The 17575-nt window shown below is 74.1% G+C and carries 20 protein-coding genes; 8 read left to right on the forward strand and 12 right to left on the reverse strand.

The features are described from left to right. Positions 1–56: 56 nt before the first annotated feature. Together ACWDX6_RS13130 and ACWDX6_RS13135 are read right to left on the reverse strand one after the other, a co-directional pair. On the reverse strand, positions 57–1349 hold the full coding sequence (locus tag ACWDX6_RS13130) for an ABC transporter substrate-binding protein (RefSeq protein ID WP_451485013.1): 1293 nt from the start codon (positions 1347–1349) through the stop codon (positions 57–59). Beyond that, a complete protein-coding gene (locus tag ACWDX6_RS13135) occupies positions 1327–1857 on the reverse strand; it encodes a hypothetical protein (protein ID WP_451485014.1) in 531 nt (176 codons plus the stop codon). The genes ACWDX6_RS13130 and ACWDX6_RS13135 overlap by 23 nt, the downstream gene beginning before the upstream one ends. Before the next feature lie 94 nt (positions 1858–1951). On the opposite strand from ACWDX6_RS13135, the gene ACWDX6_RS13140 reads away from it, so the two are divergent. From ACWDX6_RS13140 to ACWDX6_RS13150, 3 genes are read left to right on the forward strand one after another with little or no spacing between them, the layout of a single operon-like run. Next, positions 1952–2368, forward strand: a complete 417-nt coding sequence (locus ACWDX6_RS13140) for a hypothetical protein (protein WP_451485015.1) — start codon at positions 1952–1954, stop codon at positions 2366–2368. Next, a complete protein-coding gene (locus ACWDX6_RS13145; protein WP_451485016.1) occupies positions 2356–4983 on the forward strand; it encodes an ABC transporter permease subunit in 2628 nt (875 codons plus the stop codon). Before ACWDX6_RS13140 ends, ACWDX6_RS13145 begins: the two co-directional genes overlap by 13 nt. Next, positions 4980–5630 carry an ATP-binding cassette domain-containing protein gene (locus tag ACWDX6_RS13150; RefSeq protein ID WP_451485017.1) on the forward strand — a complete coding sequence of 217 codons (651 nt, stop codon included), beginning with the start codon at positions 4980–4982 and terminating at the stop codon, positions 5628–5630. Before ACWDX6_RS13145 ends, ACWDX6_RS13150 begins: the two co-directional genes overlap by 4 nt. Before the next feature lie 16 nt (positions 5631–5646). Here ACWDX6_RS13150 and ACWDX6_RS13155 read toward each other — a convergent pair whose 3' ends face one another. Then, positions 5647–6246, reverse strand: a complete 600-nt coding sequence (locus ACWDX6_RS13155; RefSeq protein ID WP_451485018.1) for a LysM peptidoglycan-binding domain-containing protein — start codon at positions 6244–6246, stop codon at positions 5647–5649. A gap of 204 nt (positions 6247–6450) precedes the next feature. Here ACWDX6_RS13155 and ACWDX6_RS13160 point away from each other — a divergent pair, with 204 nt between their 5' ends. Then, positions 6451–7233 carry a hypothetical protein gene (locus tag ACWDX6_RS13160; protein ID WP_451485019.1) on the forward strand — a complete coding sequence of 261 codons (783 nt, stop codon included), beginning with the start codon at positions 6451–6453 and terminating at the stop codon, positions 7231–7233. A 182-nt stretch (positions 7234–7415) separates the two neighbouring features. Continuing rightward, a complete protein-coding gene (locus ACWDX6_RS13165) occupies positions 7416–7682 on the forward strand; it encodes a hypothetical protein (RefSeq protein WP_451485020.1) in 267 nt (88 codons plus the stop codon). Positions 7683–7746: 64 nt separating this feature from the next. Here ACWDX6_RS13165 and der read toward each other — a convergent pair whose 3' ends face one another. From der to aroH, 5 genes are all read right to left on the reverse strand, one after another. Continuing rightward, entirely contained in the window at positions 7747–9195 is a 1449-nt protein-coding gene (der, locus tag ACWDX6_RS13170; RefSeq protein WP_451485021.1) for a ribosome biogenesis GTPase Der, read from the reverse strand. Between the two features lie 60 nt (positions 9196–9255). Beyond that, positions 9256–9933 (reverse strand): lysophospholipid acyltransferase family protein, encoded by a 678-nt coding sequence (locus ACWDX6_RS13175; RefSeq protein ID WP_451485022.1) that lies wholly within the window; start codon positions 9931–9933, stop codon positions 9256–9258. Beyond that, complete coding sequence (cmk, locus tag ACWDX6_RS13180; protein WP_451485056.1) at positions 9930–10607, reverse strand: (d)CMP kinase; 678 nt, start codon at positions 10605–10607, stop codon at positions 9930–9932. The genes ACWDX6_RS13175 and cmk overlap by 4 nt, the downstream gene beginning before the upstream one ends. Positions 10608–10814: 207 nt before the next feature. Beyond that, positions 10815–11903 carry a prephenate dehydrogenase gene (locus ACWDX6_RS13185; RefSeq protein ID WP_451485023.1) on the reverse strand — a complete coding sequence of 363 codons (1089 nt, stop codon included), beginning with the start codon at positions 11901–11903 and terminating at the stop codon, positions 10815–10817. Beyond that, positions 11900–12262 (reverse strand): chorismate mutase, encoded by a 363-nt coding sequence (gene aroH / locus ACWDX6_RS13190; RefSeq protein ID WP_451485024.1) that lies wholly within the window; start codon positions 12260–12262, stop codon positions 11900–11902. The genes ACWDX6_RS13185 and aroH overlap by 4 nt, the downstream gene beginning before the upstream one ends. Before the next feature lie 168 nt (positions 12263–12430). Between aroH and ACWDX6_RS13195 the strand changes: the two genes are divergently transcribed. Genes ACWDX6_RS13195 through ACWDX6_RS13205 form a run of 3 tightly spaced genes read left to right on the forward strand, consistent with a single transcriptional unit; the run spans position 12431 to position 13998 of the window. Further along, positions 12431–12760 carry a DUF952 domain-containing protein gene (locus ACWDX6_RS13195; protein WP_451485025.1) on the forward strand — a complete coding sequence of 110 codons (330 nt, stop codon included), beginning with the start codon at positions 12431–12433 and terminating at the stop codon, positions 12758–12760. A gap of 46 nt (positions 12761–12806) precedes the next feature. Beyond that, entirely contained in the window at positions 12807–13289 is a 483-nt protein-coding gene (locus ACWDX6_RS13200; RefSeq protein ID WP_451485026.1) for a Rieske (2Fe-2S) protein, read from the forward strand. Positions 13290–13299: 10 nt separating this feature from the next. Further along, complete coding sequence (locus ACWDX6_RS13205) at positions 13300–13998, forward strand: nucleotidyltransferase domain-containing protein (protein ID WP_451485027.1); 699 nt, start codon at positions 13300–13302, stop codon at positions 13996–13998. A gap of 6 nt (positions 13999–14004) precedes the next feature. On the opposite strand, the gene ACWDX6_RS13210 is transcribed toward ACWDX6_RS13205, so the two are convergent. From ACWDX6_RS13210 to pnuC, 4 genes are read right to left on the reverse strand one after another with little or no spacing between them, the layout of a single operon-like run. Continuing rightward, positions 14005–15021 carry an ADP-ribosylglycohydrolase family protein gene (locus tag ACWDX6_RS13210; protein ID WP_451485028.1) on the reverse strand — a complete coding sequence of 339 codons (1017 nt, stop codon included), beginning with the start codon at positions 15019–15021 and terminating at the stop codon, positions 14005–14007. Then, on the reverse strand, positions 15018–15755 hold the full coding sequence (locus ACWDX6_RS13215) for an NUDIX hydrolase (protein ID WP_451485029.1): 738 nt from the start codon (positions 15753–15755) through the stop codon (positions 15018–15020). The genes ACWDX6_RS13210 and ACWDX6_RS13215 overlap by 4 nt, the downstream gene beginning before the upstream one ends. Then, positions 15752–16831 (reverse strand): AAA family ATPase, encoded by a 1080-nt coding sequence (locus tag ACWDX6_RS13220; protein ID WP_451485030.1) that lies wholly within the window; start codon positions 16829–16831, stop codon positions 15752–15754. The genes ACWDX6_RS13215 and ACWDX6_RS13220 overlap by 4 nt, the downstream gene beginning before the upstream one ends. Further along, on the reverse strand, positions 16828–17481 hold the full coding sequence (gene pnuC, locus ACWDX6_RS13225; protein WP_451485031.1) for a nicotinamide riboside transporter PnuC: 654 nt from the start codon (positions 17479–17481) through the stop codon (positions 16828–16830). The genes ACWDX6_RS13220 and pnuC overlap by 4 nt, the downstream gene beginning before the upstream one ends. Between the last annotated feature and the right edge of the window lie 94 nt (positions 17482–17575).

The following is a 17575-nucleotide window of genomic DNA, read 5'->3' on the forward strand; positions in this document are numbered from 1 at the left end:
CCCCCCGGTCAAGTGGTCGTCGGGGGGCGACTGTACTGGGTGCCCGGCCCGCCGGTTCACGGTCGGTAGCCGAGCTGGGGAACGGTGGCGCAGTTGGTGTTCATGTCCCCCTGGGTGACCCAGCCCCGCCCGTCCCGCCACCGCGCCACCGACAGGCAGGTGTGACGGGTCTTCGGGGGCTCGGCGAGCTTCTCGAACCGCACGGGCAGCAGCAGGCCCCGGGCGGTGTACGGCTCGGGGCGGGTGACGAACTCCTCGACGCACGCGCGCGTGAGACCGCCGCCGGCGAGGCAGGAGCGTGCCGCGTCGGTGAACCACATGGCCGCCGCCCATCCTTCCAACTGCCACTGGGACAGCGGCCGGTCGCCCATCGCCGCCCGGAAGTCACGGACCGCCGGATGGCCGGTGTCCTCGTAGTTGCGGCTGGAGCCCGTCACGAACAGGGCCTCCCGGCAGACCGGGGACTTCGCGTGGTCGCGGGGGACGGCGGAGGACCAGTTCTGCACGTTCGTCACCTTGGCGGTGACCCGGACCCCGACGGCGTCCATCGCCTCGCACAGCCGGGCGTTGCCGTGCGTGTCCAGGGCGTCGAAGACGAGGTCGGTGCCCTGGGCCTTCAGATCGGCCGCGACGGCCCGGAAGTTGGGCAGCGCGAAGTCGACCTGCTCGTGGACGACCCGGTAGCCCTCGGCCCGCAGTCCGGCGGCGATCAGCCGGGCGTACGCGGCGGAGGCGGCCTGGTTGTAGGCGACGACCGCGGCGGTACGGGCGCCGTGCTCGCTCCTGAACCAGCGGTAGACCTCGGTGCCGCCGTACAGGACCCCGCCCCAGCCGGGCGAGGCGCCGGTGCGCGGGGCGGAGCTGCCGTAGATCCCGTACAGATGCGGATAGGTGTCGTACGCCGGGGTCAGGGGCTGGCCTCCGATGTCGGGGACGCCGGCCTTCGCGACCTGGGGCGCCCCGGCGTACTCGAGCGCGGTCGTGGCGACCAGGGCGAACACCTTGCGTTCCTCGACCAGCCGGTGCACGCACGCGTTGTTGCCGACGCCGCTGCCGCCGTCGTCGCAGGTCACGACCTCCACCCGGCGTCCGTTCAGGCCACCGCGCGCGTTGAGGGCGTCGAACCAGGCGCGGGCGCCGTCGCGCGGCCCGGTGAACGCGTCGCCGCCGACGGGGCTGGTGGCGCTGGAGATGATGCCGACGCGGAGCGGCTCACCGCCGGAGGGGTGGACGGTGGGCCGCGTCTCGAACGCGCGCTCCGGCAGCCGGCTGCCGCACGCCGTGACCAGGGCGAGCAGCGCGGCGAGCAGCAGGGCCGCTCCCGCGTCAGCAGCCCGGAGCGGTCGCACCGCTGAGCTGCACCAGAGCGCAGAGGGTCTTCTGGGACACCTTCCACACGTCGCCCTGGTGGACGGAGGTGCCCTTGGAGTCGGGCAGTGCGGGGTTTCCGCCGACGAGCAGGTCGTAGGTCACGTCGGCGTTGTTGGGCGAGGTGAACTCGATGCCCTTGACCTTCGCCGACGTCATGGCCGCGTTCTTGTCACCCTCGAAGGCTCCGAGGACGGCCCGCATCCTCTCGCCGTTCTCCAGCAGCCCGACCTTCTCGGCCGTCGGGGTCTTCGGGTCGAAGAAGGCGGTCCAGTTCTTGGTGATCTCGGCCTTCGCCGCGTCCGGGTCGGTGGGTTGGCCCGTCACCGTCGCGGTCGGCGACGTGGGCGCGGGCGGCACCACCGGCGTGCCCTCGTTCGAGGGGGTCTCGTCGTCCGCGCAGCCGGCGAGCGCGGGGCCGAGGGCGAGGGCCGCGACGGCTGCCAGGGCCGCGATGCGGGAACGTCCACCGAGTCGACTGAGAACCATCTGGCTCACCACCGGATGTCTGTTCAGGCCGGGCGGCCTGATGATTCCAGGGTGTTCCGTATCGCGGGATAGCGCAAAAAAGAGGGAGGCTCCCGTGCCGGCATCCCGGGCGCCGCTGTGGTGCGGCCTCACGGCAGCCGCCGTGGGCGCGGTGCTGTGCGTGCTGGGCTGGTACGGCGTCTCCGGTGAGCGGTTCGCGGAGCGGCAGCTGCCGTATCTGGCCTCCTGCACGGTTCCGGGCGCGGCGCTGATCGTGGCGGGCGCGGTGCTGATCGGGACCGCGCCGGCCGGCCGCGGGCCCCGCGGTACCGCGCAGGAGCGGGCGGACGGGCCGGCCGCCGAACCGGAGGAGCCGCCCGCGCCCTCCTCCGAGGCTCCGCCGGTCCGGGTCCCCGGCGGGACGCTCGCGCACCGGCCCGACTGCCCGCTGGTGGCCGGCCGGGACGACACCCTGCCGGCGGGGGACGCGGAGCTCGCCCCCTGTCCGGTGTGTGAGCCGTGGCCTCGCTGACGTACGACCTCACCCTGGCCGGCCTCGCCGTGGGCAGCGCCGCCGCCCTCACCGGCATCGGGATGATCGTCACGTACCGCACGACCGGTGTGCTCAATCTGGCGCACGGCGCGGTCGCGATGGTCTGCGCGTATCTGCTGCGGCAGCTGGTGGTGGAGTGGGGCTGGCCGCTGCCGCTCGGAGCCCTGCTCACCCTGCTCGTGGTGGCGCCGGGCATCGGCCTGGTCCTGGACCGCGGGGTGTTCCGTCCGCTGGCGCTGCTCGGCTCGAACCCGGCGCAGACGCTGGTGGCCTCGATCGGCGTCTTCGTGCTGCTCGTCGGCGGGGCGGCGCTGGTGTGGGGTCCGGGGGCGCGGGCCGACGCCCCGGTGCCGCTCGGCGACGACCCGTGGGCGCAGCTCGCGGCGGTGGTCCTCCTCGCCTGTCTGGTGGGAGCGGTGACGCGGTGGACCCGGTTCGGCCGGGAGCTGCGGGCGGTGGTCGACAACCGGCCGCTGGCGATGCTCGGCGGGATCGACGCGGACCGGGTGTCGGCGGCGGGCTGGGCGTTCGGTTCCTTCACCGCCGGACTCACCGGTGTGCTGCTCGCCCCGTACGTACGGCTCGACCCGTACGGGATGCCGCTGCTCGTGGTCGAGGTGATCGCGGTCGCGGTGGTCGCGCGGATGCGGAGTCTGCCTGTCGCGATCGTGACGGCTCTGGCGCTGGGGGTCGCGCAGGCGCAGCTGACCCGGCTGCACCCCGAGGGGTGGGCGGGGCCGCTGGTCCAGGCGGTGGGCGCGAACCTGTTCGTGGTGGCGCTGCTCGTGGCGGCGCTCGTCCTGCCGGGGGCGGGCGGCCGGGGCCAGGACGTGCTGCCGCCGCCGACCGGTACGGGCCGGGTGCCGGGCGGCGTGTGGGTGACGGCCGGCGTCCTGTTCCTGCTCCCCCTGGGGTTCGCGGGCTCGGACCTGCACACCTCGGTCCAGGTGCCGGCGCTGGCGATCGTGCTGCTCTCCCTGGTGGTGGTGACGGGCCGGGGCGGGCAGATCGCGCTGGGGCAGGCGGCGTACGCGGGGCTCGGCGCGCTCTTCACGGCGCTGCTGGCGGCGGGAGGGCTGCCGGAACTGGCGGCCCTGGCGGTCGCGGTGCTCCTCGTGGCGCCGCTGGGTCTGCTGACGGGGTGGCCGGCGATCCGGCGGCACGGCCTCGCGCTGGCGCTCGCGACGCTGGCGGTCGGGGTGGCGGTCAGCCGGTTCGTCTTCGCCCAGCCGTACGCGACGGCCGGGCTGGTCCTCGGCCGCCCGGCCGGCTTCGCGGACGACCGCGTGTACTACGTGCTGGAGCTGGCCGTCCTCGGCTGCTGCCTGGCCCTGGTCGCGGCGCTGCGCCGGGGCCGTACGGGCCGGGCGCTCGCGGCGCTGCGGGACCACGAGCCCGGCGCGGAGGCGGCCGGGGTACGGGTGGCCGGTCTCAAGCTCCTCGCCTTCGTCCTGGGCGCGGCGCTGGCGGCCCTGGGCGGCGGCCTGCTGGGCATGGGCCTGCGCGCCTTCGACCCGGAGGCCTACGACCCGGTCCGCGGTCTCCTGTGGTTCGCCGCGATCCTCGTACTCGGCGCGGACAGCCTCCTCTCCCCGCTGGCCGCCGCGGCCCTCCTGGTCGGCCTGGACGCGGGCACGAGGGGCGGCGTGGCGGCGGCGGTGGAGGGCGCGCTCGCGGCCCTGGTGGGCCGTGTACCCCCACTGACGTCCTGGCTCCCGCGCACGACCCCGTTTCGCGAGACCCACCGCCCACCGCACACGGAACCACCGGGCTCGGGACGGCCGCCTGCGGGAGGTGCGGAACCTCCCGGGCCGCCGGGCCGCGCGCCGGGGCCCGGGAAGGGCGCCGCGCCTCCCGGCACGACCGGCCGGGCCCAGCGGCCCTCCCGGGCCCCGGGATCCCCGCGCGTCACACCTCCCCCCGCGCGGGCCCCCGAACCCCCGCCCCCCGCCCGCCTGCTCGCGCGCGAGTTGAGCCTCACCCACCCCGGTGGGCTCACCGCCCTCGACCACGTCAGCCTCGCCCTCGTCCCCGGTCGCGTCACCGCGCTCGTCGGGCCCAACGGCGCCGGTAAGAGCACCCTTTTCGACTGTCTCGCGGGGACCCTCCGCCCCACCCACGGCCGCGTCGTCCTCGACGGCGAGGACATCACCGGGCGGAGCGCCCACGCCCGCACCCGACTCGGCATCGCCCGGACCTTCCAGCAGCTCGCCGTCTTCCCCTCCCTCACCGTCGAGGAGAACGTCCGGCTCGGCGCCGAGCAGGGCCACGTCCGCGACCCCGCCGCGACCGAACAGGCCCTGCGCCTCCTCGGTCTGGCCGGTCCCGTCCGCCACCGCCCCGCCGCCGGCCTCCCCACCGGGACCCTGCGCCGCGTCGAACTCGCCCGCGCCCTCGCCGGCCGCCCGCACACCCTCCTCGCCGACGAACCCGCCGCGGGACTGGACGCCGCCGAGACCGACGCCCTCGCCCGCGTCATCGCCGCGCTCGCCGCCGACGGGCTCACCGTGCTGGTCGTCGAGCACGACCCGGACCTCGTCGCCGGTATCGCCCACACCGTGCACACCATGGAAGGCGGCCGGATCGTGTCATGAGCGTCGAGATCGCCCTGCGGGCCGCCCGCGTCCGCTACGGCCCCCTGGAAGCCCTCCACGGCCTGGACCTGCCCGTGCCGGCCGGGGCGGTCACCGTCCTCCTCGGCCGCAACGGCTCCGGCCGGACCACCGCGTTGCGGGCCCTCGCCGGCACCGTCCGGCTCGCCTCCGGGCGGGTGGTGTGGCGCGGCGCCGACGTGACCCGGCTGCACGCCCACGACCGGGCGCGGCGCGGGCTGTGCTTCGTCCCGGACCTGCGGGCCGTGTACGCGACCCTGACCGTCGCGGAGAACCTCGACCTGGCCTCCGGCGGCCGCGCCGGGGCCCTGGAGGCGTACCCGGAGCTCGGCCCGCTCCTCGACCGGCCCGCCGGCACCCTCTCCGGCGGTGAGCGCCGGATGCTCGCGCTCTCCCGCGCCGTGGTGTCCCGCGCCCGCGTGGTGCTGGTCGACGAGCCCGCCCTCGGCATGTCCCCGGACGTGTCCTCCCGTACGTACCGTCTGCTCGCCGCCCTCGGCGAGGAGGGCGGCGCCGCCGTCGTGCTCGCCGAGCAGCGCCTCCCGCCCGGCCTGCCGCAGGGCGCCCTGGCGCACGAACTGCGGCGCGGCTCCCTCGCGTTCAGCGGGGAGGCCGCCGAGCTGCGGTGAGCCCGCCGGGCACTCCCTAGAGCGGCGCGATCCGCAGCATCGTGCCGGTGACGATCCGGTTCGGGTCCGGGCCGATCAGGGCGCGGTTCGCCTCGTACAGCGCCTGCCAGCCGCCCCGGATCCCGAAGCGCCGGGCGATCGAGCTGAGCGTGTCCCCCGGCTGGACCACATGGGCCCGGCCGCTCAGCCCGTACCGCTTCGAGCAGACCGGCCAGGCCTCCCAGCCCTGGACCCGCAGCACGTCCTCGGCGACGGTGATCTGCTGCTGCCGGGTCGCCAGGTCGGCGCGCGGGGCGTGGCGCAAGCCGCCGAACTCGACCCACGTCGACTGGGCGAACTGGAGTCCGCCGTAGTAGCCGTTGCCCGTGTTGGCGTTCCAGCGGCCGCTGCTCTCGCACTCGGCGACGCAGCCCCACGGCCACTGGTCCTCGGCGCACGACGCGGCGCCGGAGTCCCACGGGCTGCCGGAGTCCCAGGGGGCGCCGGAGTCCGAGGGGGCTCCCGGGGCGCCCCACGCCCCCGGGGGAGGATCGTCCGCACGGGCCGGCGCCGGAACCAGGGCGAGCAGCGCGGCGACACAGACACCGGCGGCCCGAGAAAATCGGATCTTCGACATCGACGCAGGCTAGGCAGCCGGGCACGCCCCGGCGCCGTGCCGCGCGGTACGGCGTCCGTCCCCCACCCGGTCGGAGTCATGTGGCGGTCGTACAACTTGCCGGACCGCGACGCGTGACCCCGGCCGAGGCTGACCCGTTGAACTCTTCATGAGACGAGCCGGGAACCGCCCGGTGTCGCACGTACCGAGTCCAGGGAGCCCCCCGTGCCGCGCATGCTCGACGTCAGCGAGGACGTACGCGCCGAGATCGGCGACGAAGAAGCCGACCGGCTGCTCGCCGGCGACAATGCCCCGGGCAGCTACGACTGCACCTCCTGCCGCACGCCGGGCGACTCCGAGCAGGAGCGCACGAGCACCGTGCTGTTCGTCGGCGAGGAGACCGCCGTGCTGGCGTTCGCCCACGCCAGCTGCATCCCGTCCCAGGTCGTCCAGGTCGCGGAGGAGCAGCTCCAGGGCGCCGTCCGCTCCATCGCCGCGACGGACGCGGTCGACGCGCTCACCGCCGCCCACCCGGAGCAGGCCGTCCTCGGGGTCACCAGCGGGCTCGTCCTGATCGAGGGGGAGCTGCACCCCGCGCTGGTCGTCGAGCCGACCGCGCCGGTCGCCCGGCCGGGGTCGGACGGGCTGACCGACGAGTTCCTGCCGCTGCTGATCGAGCAGGGCTTCGCGCCGGTGTCCGACGTCAACCGGAAGCCGGGCACGCTGCCGGGCTGGTCGGTGCTGGTGGCGATGGGACAGCTGCACTCCGTGCTGCAGCCCGGTACGGGCGGCAGCGGCCAGGTCGCCTGGTGGCAGGCCCACCAGCCGCTCCAGGTCACCGAGGGCTGGCGGGCGGCCGCGAACAAGTCGCACACGGTCCTCGTCTTCGCGGCGCCGGTGGGCTCGATCGGCCAGCAGCCGCGCGAGGACCTGCTGCGCGACGCGCTGGAGAAGGCGGCGGCCAACGGCCGTCTGGTGGCCGCAGCGATGCCGCTGGCCGGCACGTGAGGGAGCACGGGCGTCCGGGCTTAGGGCCCTCGGCACGGCTCCCCGGAATGCCGAGCGTCCCCCGCCCCCGGCGGGCACCTCTTTCGGAGAGCCGCCCGCATCCGACGGACGACGGTGTCGTTGGCACATACGTGCACTCATACGACCCACTCCGCCAGCCCCGTCCGAGTCAGATCCCCTCGATGCGTCCGGCCCACGACGTCACGACGGGCGAGTCGGCGACGCCGATCTACGACGCCCTGTACGCGGAGTACCGCCGGTCGTTCCGCTCACTGCCGGGGGACCGCAGCGGCGAGGAGGATCTCGGCTTCCGGGCCTTCGGGACACCGGTGGGCTCGGGCCTGTACGGCCATCACGGCTACCGGCAGGCGGCGCAGCCGACGGCCTGGTCGGCGCAGCACCACCACGTCCCGGCGGCGCTTCCGCCGGGGCCCCGCAGGGGCCTGTAGGACCCGCGGCAACGGCTGAGGGCCGGGGCGTCTGCCCCGGCCCTCAGCCGTTGTCGGTCCCCGCTCACTTCTTGCGGCCGCGCTTCTCGCGCACGCGCACGGAGATGTGGATCGGGGTGCCCTCGAAGCCGAACTCCTCGCGCAGGCGGCGCTCGACGAAGCGGCGGTAGCCGTGCTCCAGGAAGCCGGAGGCGAAGAGCACGAACCGGGGCGGCTTGGTGCCGGCCTGCGTACCGAAGAGGATGCGGGGCTGCTTGCCGCCGCGGATCGGGTGCGGGTGGGCGGCGACCAGCTCGCCGAGGAAGGCGTTCAGACGGCCGGTGGGGACCCGGGTCTCCCAGCCGGCGAGCGCGGTTTCGATCGCCGGGACCAGCTTCTCCATGTGGCGGCCGGTCTTGGCGGAGACGTTGACGCGGGGCGCCCAGGCGACCTGCTGCATCTCGGTCTCGATCTCACGCTCCAGGTAGTAGCGCCGCTCCTCGTCCAGCTCGTCCCACTTGTTGTACGCGATGACGAGCGCGCGCCCGGACTCCACCGCCATGGTGATGATGCGCTGGTCCTGGACCGAGATGTTGTCGGTGGTGTCGATCAGGACGACGGCGACCTCGGCCTTCTCGACCGCGGCGGCGGTCCGCAGGGAGGCGTAGTAGTCCGCGCCCTCCTGGAGGTGGACCTTCTTGCGGATACCGGCGGTGTCCACGAACTTCCACGTCTTGCCGCCGAGCTCGATCAGCTCGTCGACGGGGTCGCGGGTGGTACCCGCCAGCTCGTTGACGACCACGCGGTCCTCGCCCGCGACCTTGTTCAGGAGCGAGGACTTGCCGACGTTCGGGCGGCCGATGAGCGCGATGCGGCGCGGGCCGCCGACGGCGGTGCCGAAGCTCTGCTCGGGCGCCTCGGGGAGCGCCTCCAGGACGGCGTCGAGCATGTCGCCGGTGCCGCGGCCGTGCAGCGAGGAGACCGGGTGCGGCTCGCCGAGGCCGAGGGACCACAGGGCGGTGGCGTCGGCCTCGCCGGAGGGGCCGTCGACCTTGTTGGCGCACAGGACGACGGGCTTGCCGGCGCGGCGGAGCAGCTTGACGACGGCCTCGTCGGTGTCGGTGGCGCCGACGGTGGCGTCCACGACGAAGACACAGGCGTCGGCGGCCTCGATGGCGTACTCCGCCTGGGCCGCGACGGCGGCGTCGATCCCGAGGACGTCCTGCTCCCAGCCGCCGGTGTCGACGACCTTGAAGCGGCGGCCGGCCCACTCGGCCTCGTAGGTGACGCGGTCGCGGGTGACGCCGGGCTTGTCCTCGACGACGGCCTCGCGGCGGCCGATGATCCGGTTCACCAGGGTCGACTTGCCGACGTTCGGGCGGCCGACGACGGCGAGGACGGGGAGCGGGCCGTGCCCGGCCGCCTCGATCGCGCCTTCGACCTCCTCGACGTCGAAGCCCTCTTCCGCGGCGAGCTCCATGAACTCCGCGTACTCGGCGTCGCCAAGTGCCCCGTGGTCGTGCTGGTCGTTCATGAAGTCCGTTCCTTGATCATTCGTGGTCGGTGGGTGCGAACCCACTACTCAGAGTCTCACTCAGCGCCCGGTGAGGCGCCTGGCGTTCTCCAGGTGGGCGGTGAGCCGCTCCTGGATGCGTACGGTGGCGTCGTCCAACGCCTTGCGGGTGCGCCGGCCGCTCCCGTCTCCTGCCTGGAAGGCGTCGCCGAAGACGACGTCGACGCGGCTGCGCAGCGGCGGCAGCGCTTTGACCGACCGCCCGGGGCGGGCTGATTCTTCCCGCCCGTCCCGCCCGTCCCGGTCAGAGGTCCCCAGAACGGCCACGGGCACGATCGGCGCCCCGCTGCGGACGGCGAAGTAGGCCAGGCCGGCGCGCAGCGAGGCGAAGTCGCCTTCGCCGCGGGTGCCCTCGGGGAAGATCCCGAGGACGCCGCCGTGCTCCAGGACCGCGAGGGCGTTGCCGATCGCGGTCCGGTCGACACCGGCCCGGTCGACCTTGAGCTGGCCGATGCCCTCCAGGAAGGGCCCGAGCGGGCCGACGAAGGCTTCCTTCTTGACGAGGAAGTGCACCGGCCGGGGGGCGGTGCCCATGACCATGGGTCCGTCGACGTTGTGCGCGTGGTTGACGGCGAGGATGAGGGGGCCGGAGGCCGGCACCCGCCAGGCGCCGAGGACGCGCGGCTTCCACAGGCCGTACATCAGCCCGATGCCGATGCCACGCCCGACGGCGGCGCCCCTCTTGGAGGGCAGGGTCACCGGGCGGCCGCCCGCTTCTCGGTGCGCCGCTCCTCGACGAGGGTGACGACGCACTCGATGACCTGGTCCAAGGTCAGGTCGGTGGTGTCGACCTCGACGGCGTCGTCGGCCTTGGCGAGCGGGGACGTCTTGCGGCTGGAATCGGCCGCGTCCCGCCTGATCAGGGCCTGCCGGGTGGCGGCCACGTCGACGCCCTTGAGCTCGCCGGAGCGGCGGGCGGCACGGGCCTCGGGAGAGGCGGTGAGGAAGATCTTGAGGTCGGCGTCGGGGAGCACCGTCGTACCGATGTCGCGCCCCTCCACGACGATGCCGCCCTGCGCGCTCCTGGCGATGGTCCGCTGGAGCTCGGTGATGAGGGTCCGCACCTCCGGGACGGCGCTGACGGCGCTGACCTTGGAGGTGACCTCTTCGGTACGGATGGGCCCGGCGGCGTCGGCCCCGTCGACGGTGATCGTCGGGCGGGCCGGGTCGGTGCCGGAGACGATGACGGGCTTGGCGGCGGCGTTGGCGACGGCGTCGGCGTCGCTGACGTCGACGCCGTTGCTGATCATCCACCACGTGATGGCGCGGTACTGCGCCCCGGTGTCCAGGTAGCTCAGCCCCAGCTTGGCGGCGACCGCCTTCGAGGTGCTCGACTTGCCCGTGCCGGAGGGGCCGTCGATGGCGACGATCACGGTTTCCACGGTGGGGAACACCTTCCTGGGGTACGCGGTAGGGCCTCGCGGACGCGGGGGGCCACCCCAAGGTTACCGAGTCCCAGCCACCCGTCTGGCCCAGCCGGGGGCCCAGGGGGCCACCGCCCCGGAAAGGGCGCCACCCCCGTGGGCCGTGCCCACCTGTTCCGCCCCGGCGGAACGAGTGGGCACGACGGCCCCTTCGGCTCATCCCGTCCGCAGCGCCCAGCCCCGTTCCTTGAGCGCCGCGCCGAGGACCGGCGCCGCCGAGGGCTCCACCATGAGCTGGACCAGACCCGCCTGCTGACCGGTGGCGTGCTCGATGCGGACGTCCTCGATGTTGACGCCCGCCCGGCCCGCGTCCGCGAAGATACGGGCCAGCTCGCCGGGCTGGTCGCTGATGAGGACCGCGACCGTCTCGTACTGCGTCGGAGCCGCGCCGTGCTTGCCGGGCACGCGCGCGCGGCCGGCGTTGCCGCGTCGCAGGACGTCCTCGACGCCCGAGGCGCCGCCGCGGCGCTCGTCCTCGTCGGCGGACTGGAGGGAGCGCAGCGCCCGGACCGTCTCGTCCAGGTCCGCCGCGACGCCCGCGAGGACGTCCGCGACCGGCCCGGGGTTCGCCGAGAGGATGTCGATCCACATGCGCGGGTCGGAGGCGGCGATCCGGGTGACGTCGCGGATGCCCTGGCCGCACAGCCGTACGGCCGTCTCGTCCGCCTCCTCAAGGCGGGCGGCCACCATCGACGACACCAGCTGGGGGGTGTGCGAGACGAGCGCGACGGCCCGGTCGTGGGCGTCCGCGTCCATGACCACCGGCACCGCGCGGCAGAGCGCCACCAGCTCCAGGGCCAGGTTCAGCACCTCCGTGTCGGTGTCCCGGGTCGGCGTGAGCACCCACGGCCGGCCCTCGAAGAGGTCGGCCGTCGCCGCCAGCGGGCCGGAGCGCTCCTTGCCCGACATCGGGTGCGTCCCGATGTACGCGGTGAGGTCGGCCCCCAGCTCCTCCAGCTGCCGCCTCGGCCCGCCCTTGACGCTGGCCACGTCGAGGTAGCCGCGGGCCAGGCCCTCCCGCATGGCCTCGGCGAGGGTGGCCGCCACGTGCGCCGGCGGTACGGCGACGATCGCGAGGTCGACGCGGCCCTCGGGCGGCTCGTCCGTGCCGGCGCCGAGCGCCGCCGCCGTACGCGCGCGTGCCGGGTCGTGGTCGCGGAGGTGGACGGCGATGCCCCGCTGGGCCAGCGCGAGGGCCGCGGAGGTGCCGATCAGACCGGTTCCGATGACGAGCGCGGTCCTCACTGGGCGATGTCCTGACGCAGGGTGGCGGCCGCGCCGAGGTAGACGTGGGCGATCTCCGCCTTGGGCAGGTCCGACTCGACGTGCGCGAGGAGCCGTACGACCCTCGGCATCGCTCCCTCGATGTCCAGCTCCTGCGCGCAGATCAGCGGAACGTCGACGATCCCGATCCGGCGTGCCGCCGCGGCGGGGAAGTCGCTGCGCAGATCGGGCGTGGCCGTGAACCAGATGCTGATCAGGTCGTCGGCGGTGAGGCCGTTGCGCTCCAGGACGGCGGTGAGCAGTTCCTCGACCTGCTCGTGCATGTGTCCGGCCTCGTCCCGTTCCAGCTGGACGGCGCCTCGGACCGCTCGTACCGCCACGTCGTGCTCCTTCGAAATGCGATCAGTGCTCCGATCAGCCTAGTCAGCCGTGCCGGCGCGCAGCCGGGGCGACCGTCCTCCGAGACGGCCAATGTCACCCGAGCCCGTCAGCGCCGCCACTCGGCGCGGGCGGCCGGACGGGGTGCGGAGGGGAGGTACAACTGTCGGATGCTTCTGCACGTCGTACCGGCGGCCGCGTGGTCCGCCGACCCCGGTCTCCCGTACGCGCCCGCCTCCCTGGCCGCCGAGGGTTTCGTCCACTGCTCGGCGGACGAGACGGCGGCCCTCGCCGTCGCCGACGCCCGTTACCGGGAGGTCCCCGGTCCTCTCCTGGTCCTGGTCATCGACGAGACCCGGCTGGCCGGCGAGGTCCGCTGGGAGGAGTCGCGGGGCACGCTGTTCCCGCATGTGTACGGGCCGATCGAGCGGGAGGCGGTGGTCGACGTCCTGGAGGTGCGCCGGGACGCGGACGGCCGTGCGAGGGAGCTGGCCTCCTAGGCGTGTCGCCCTCCAGGAGCCGGGGCGCGCCGCCAAGGTGGAGGGCATGAATCGACAAGCTCCAGACGCCGCGCCGCGCCGTACCGTGCTCCTGGCGGGAGCGGGGTCGGTCGCCGCGCTGGCCACCGGCTGCGGCGCGGACGGTGACGGGGGCGGGGGTACGACGCCCGGCCCGACCGCCTCCCCGACCGCGGGCGCCACCGGTCCGGCCACCACGGGTCCGGCCGTCTCTCCGCCCGCCGGTGCGGCGCTCGCCCGTACCTCCGAGATCCCGGTCGGCGGCGGCACCGTCTTCAAGGAGGAGAAGGTGGTCGTCACCCAGCCGGCGGAGGGCGACTTCAAGGCGTTCTCGGCGGTCTGCACGCACCAGGGCTGCACGGTCAGCAAGGTCGAGAACGGCACGATCGACTGTGTCTGCCACGGCTCGAAGTTCCGTATCGCCGACGGGGCGGTGGCCGCGGGGCCGGCCACCCGCCCCCTGCCGGCCGAGCGGATCAGCGTGGCGGGGGACGCCATCACCCTGACGTAATCTGTCGCCCATGACTCCGGTAGAACTGGTGCGCGACCACACGATCTACTCCTGTGTCATGGGGTCGCGCGCCTTCGGTCTGGCCACGGAGGAGAGCGACACCGACCGCCGGGGCGTCTTCCTCGCCCCGACCCCGCTCTTCTGGCGCTTGGAGAAGCCGCCGGCGCACGTGGAAGGGCCGGGCGAGGAGCAGTTCAGCTGGGAGCTGGAACGCTTCTGCGAACTGGCCCTGCGGGCCAACCCCAACGTCCTGGAGTGCCTGCACTCGCCCGTGGTCGAGCAGATCGACGACACCGGCCGGGAACTGGTCGCGCTGCGCGGGGCGTTCCTCTCCCGTCAGGCGCACCGGACGTTCGTCCGGTACGCGGCCGGCCAGCGCAGGAAGCTCGACGCCGACGTCCGCCAGTACGGGGAGCCGCGCTGGAAGCACGCGATGCATCTGCTGCGGCTGCTGATGAGCTGCCGCGATCTGCTGCGGACCGGCGAGCTGACCATCCACGTGGGCGACGAGCGGGACCGGCTCCTCGCGGTGAAGCGCGGCGAGGTGCCGTGGCCCGAGGTCGAGTCGTGGATGCTCCGCCTCACGGAGGAGGCCGACCGCGCCTCCACCACGAGCCCGCTCCCGACGAACCCGGACCACGCCCGCGTGGAGGACTTCCTCCTGCGCGCCCGCCGCGCCTCGGCACTGAGCGTCCTCCAACCGGGCTGAGCCGGCTCAAGCGTCCCAGAGCGCGCCGAACGACAGCAGTTCGTCGCGGTGCTCGATCGGCTCCGACCATTCCTTCGGCCAGGCTCCGGCGCCCAGGTGTGCCCCCGCGAACGCGCCCGTCAGGCAGGTGATCGAGTCCGAGTCGCCGCGGGTGCAGGCGGCGCGGCGCAGGGCGGTGAGGGGGGCTTCGGGGAAGAGGAGGAAGCACAGGAGGGCGGTGGCGAGCGCCTCTTCGGCGATCCAGCCGTCGCCGGTGTACTCGCAGGGGTCGAGTTCCGGGTCGGCCGTGCGCTGGACGGCGTCCAGCCTCTCCAGGACCGCGAGGCACTCGTCCCAGCCTCGCTCGATGAAGTGCCGGGGCGTGGGGTCCTGGGCGTGCGCCCAGAGGTCGCCGAGCCACTTCTCGTGGTAGCGGGAGCGGTTCTCGTACGCGTACGAGCGCAGGTGGCCGACGAGTCCGGCCGGGTCGACGCCCCGAGTGAGCAGGTGGACCGCACGGGCGGTCAGGTCGGAGGCGGCGAGCGCCGTGGGGTGGCCGTGGGTGAGCGCCGACTGGAGCTGGGCCGCGCCCGCGCGCTGCTCGTCGCTCAGGCCGGGGACGAGCCCGATCGGTGCGACCCGCATGTTGGCCCCGCACCCCTTGGAGCCGGTCCGGCTGGCCTGCTGCCAGGGCCGGTCGCCGTCGAGGAGCCGGCAGGCGACCATGCAGGTGTGGCCCGGAGCCCGGTTGTTCTCCGGGGAGTGGTACCAGTCGACGAACTCCTCGCGGACCGGCCGGGCCAGCCGAAGCGGGGCGAGGACGCCCCGGTCCATGGCGGTGCGGATGCCCCGGGCGAGGGCGAGGGTCATCTGGGTGTCGTCGGTGACGTACGCGATGCCGTTCCGGCTCACCGGGAGTTCCATGGACCGCCACGGGCCGCACTTGGCGAGGATGGAGGGCACGTCGTTGAACTCGGTGGGAAAACCGAGCGCGTCACCGAGTGCCAGCCCGATCAGCGCCCCCGTGGCCGCCTGCTTGGTCATGCGGATCGTCCTTCCGGTCGCAGCAGCGGCGGGTGGAGGGCCGTGGCCTCCCCCGCCCGGTAGAGAGCGGCCGGTTTCCCCCGTCCGCCGGTGAGGCGCGGCGGTCCCTCCACGGCCTGGACGAAGCCGGGCGTGGCGAGGACCTTGCGCCGGAAGTTGGGGCGGTCGAGCTCGACGCCCCAGACCGTCTCGTACACCTGCCGCAGCTCGCCGATCGTGAACTCGGGCGGGCAGAAGGCGGTGGCGAGGCAGCTGTACTCCAGCTTGGCGCCGATCCGTTCACGGGCGTCGGCGAGGATCCGGTCGTGGTCGAAGGCGAGCGGCCCGTGCGTCCCGTAGGGCGTCCAGCGGGCCCGTGCCGCGTCGCCGCCGCCGCGTGGCTCGGGGGGATCCGGTACGAGCGCGGTGTACGCGACGGAGACGACCCGCATCCTGGGGTCGCGGTCCGGCTCGCTGTAGGTACGCAGCTGTTCGAGGTGGAGTCCGGCGACCGTGGCCTCGGACAGGCCGGTCTCCTCGGCGAGTTCACGGCGCGCGGCCTGCTCGGAGGACTCGCGGGGCAGGACGAAGCCGCCGGGCAGGGCCCAGGCTCCGGCGTACGGCTCCTGGCCGCGTTCGACGAGCAGGACGTGGAGGCGCTCCTCGCGGAGGGTGAAGACGGCGAGGTCGGCGGTGACGGCGAAGGGCTCGAAGGCGTCCCGGTCGTAGCCCTCGGGGGCCTGGGCGTGGTTCATCGGCGCTCCGGCAGGGGGTCGGCGAGGTGCCGGGCCTCGGCGAGCAGCTCGTCCACGGCGGCGACGGCGGCCGCGAGCCGCTCCTCGTGCGGGCCGGTGAGGACGGCCGTGCGGCGGCCGGTGTGGGCGAGCTGGGCGACGAAGCGGGCGGTCATCCAGGGCCGCAGATGCTCCCCGTCGCGCAGTCCGTCGTCCTGGAACGCGACGCCGTGGTGGTCGGTGAGCAGCCAGAGGTGCTGTCTGCCGCGGGCGGCGATCTCGCCGGTGGCGGGGCTGGTGGTGCCCATGTACCGCTCGTGCCAGATGGTGGTGGCGAAGGCGTCGGTGTCGCAGATGAGCACGGGCGATCCGGCCCGCGCGGCCTCCTCCTCCAGCTCGGCCTGGCGCTGGGCGATGACGGGGAAGTCGCTGGAGCGGAAGGTGACGTCCGTCCAGTTCGCGCCGGGCCGTTCCGCGCGCAGTTCGGCGAGCTTGAGCTCGCTGTACTCGCGTCCGTACTCCGGTACGCAGCGGGTGCGGGCCCACACGCCGCCGCGTCGCCGGTAGTGGTCGGCCAGGGCGAGGGCCATGGTGGTGGTGCCGGTGGACTCGGCGCCGAGGACGACCACGCGCCGGGTGAGCGCGGCCCGTACGGGCGGTTCGAGGAAGTCCCAGCAGCCGGCGGGGTCCTTGCGGACGGCGGTGCCGGAGACGGGGAAGAGGGTGCGGTCCGGGTCGACGCAGACGGACGCGGCTCCGAAGCGGCGACCGAGCTCCTCCCCGTACGGCTCGGAGGTGAAGACGGCGTCGACGCGTTCGGGCACGGCGGCCCGGAAGACGGCCATGTGGGCGGCCCACACGTCGGGGTCGTGGAGGTCGACGGGGATGTCGTCGACGGCGCCGACGACGAGGACGTCGGGGTGGATCTCGCGCATCCAGTCGACCCGGTCCTCCAGGGGCAGGGTCTCCACGGACGAGGCGCAGACGAGGACGGTGAGGCGCTCGCAGCGGTCGCGCGCGGTGCGGATCAGGTGATGGTGGCCGGCGTGCGGCGGGTAGAACTTGCCGAGGACCAGGCCGTGGCCGTAGCGCTTCATGCCACCGCCTCCGCCGGGAGGGCGCGCTGTGCGGCGAGGTCGCGGCTCCAGTTGCGCAGGCCGAGGACGCAGAGCGTCATGAAGCCGATGTACAGCAGGGAGGTCGGATACAGCTCCTTGTGGGCGTACAGGGGCACGTAGACCACGTCGGCGGCGATCCAGAGCCACCAGGACTCCAGCCGCTTGCGGCACTGGCCGTAGGTGGCGGTGAGGGAGAGCGCGGTCGTCAGGGCGTCCCAGAAGGGGACGGTCGAGTCGGTGGCGCGGTCGAGCAGCAGGGTGAGGCCGAGGGTCCCCACCACCCCCGCCGTGATCAGCCACGTCCACTCGGTGCGCGAGGTGCGGCGCACCGGGAGGGCGTCGGTACCTGGTCCACCCCCGTGGGTCCAGGTCCACCAGCCGTACACGGCGAGGGTGATGAAGACGATCTGGAGGCCGGCGTCGGCGTAGAGCCCCGCCTGTGCGAAGAGCAGGATGAAGAAGAGGCTGTTGGCGATGCCGATGGGCCAGTTGGCGATGTGCTGGCGGGCGACGAGCCAGACGCAGAGCGCTCCGCTGCCGAAGCCGAGGACCTCGGTCCAGCTGACCGGGGTGTCCAGGACGGTGACGAGCGGCTGCCGCAGGGGTTCGAGAAAGCTCGCGAGGCTCACGCCCGCCTCCTTAAGAGTCATTTTGACTATAAAGGTCGGGAGGTTCGCCCACAAGTGCGAAGGGGCGTCGACGGCAACGAGGAAGCCCGTGACC

This window comes from Streptomyces sp. NPDC003027, from assembly GCF_053591435.1.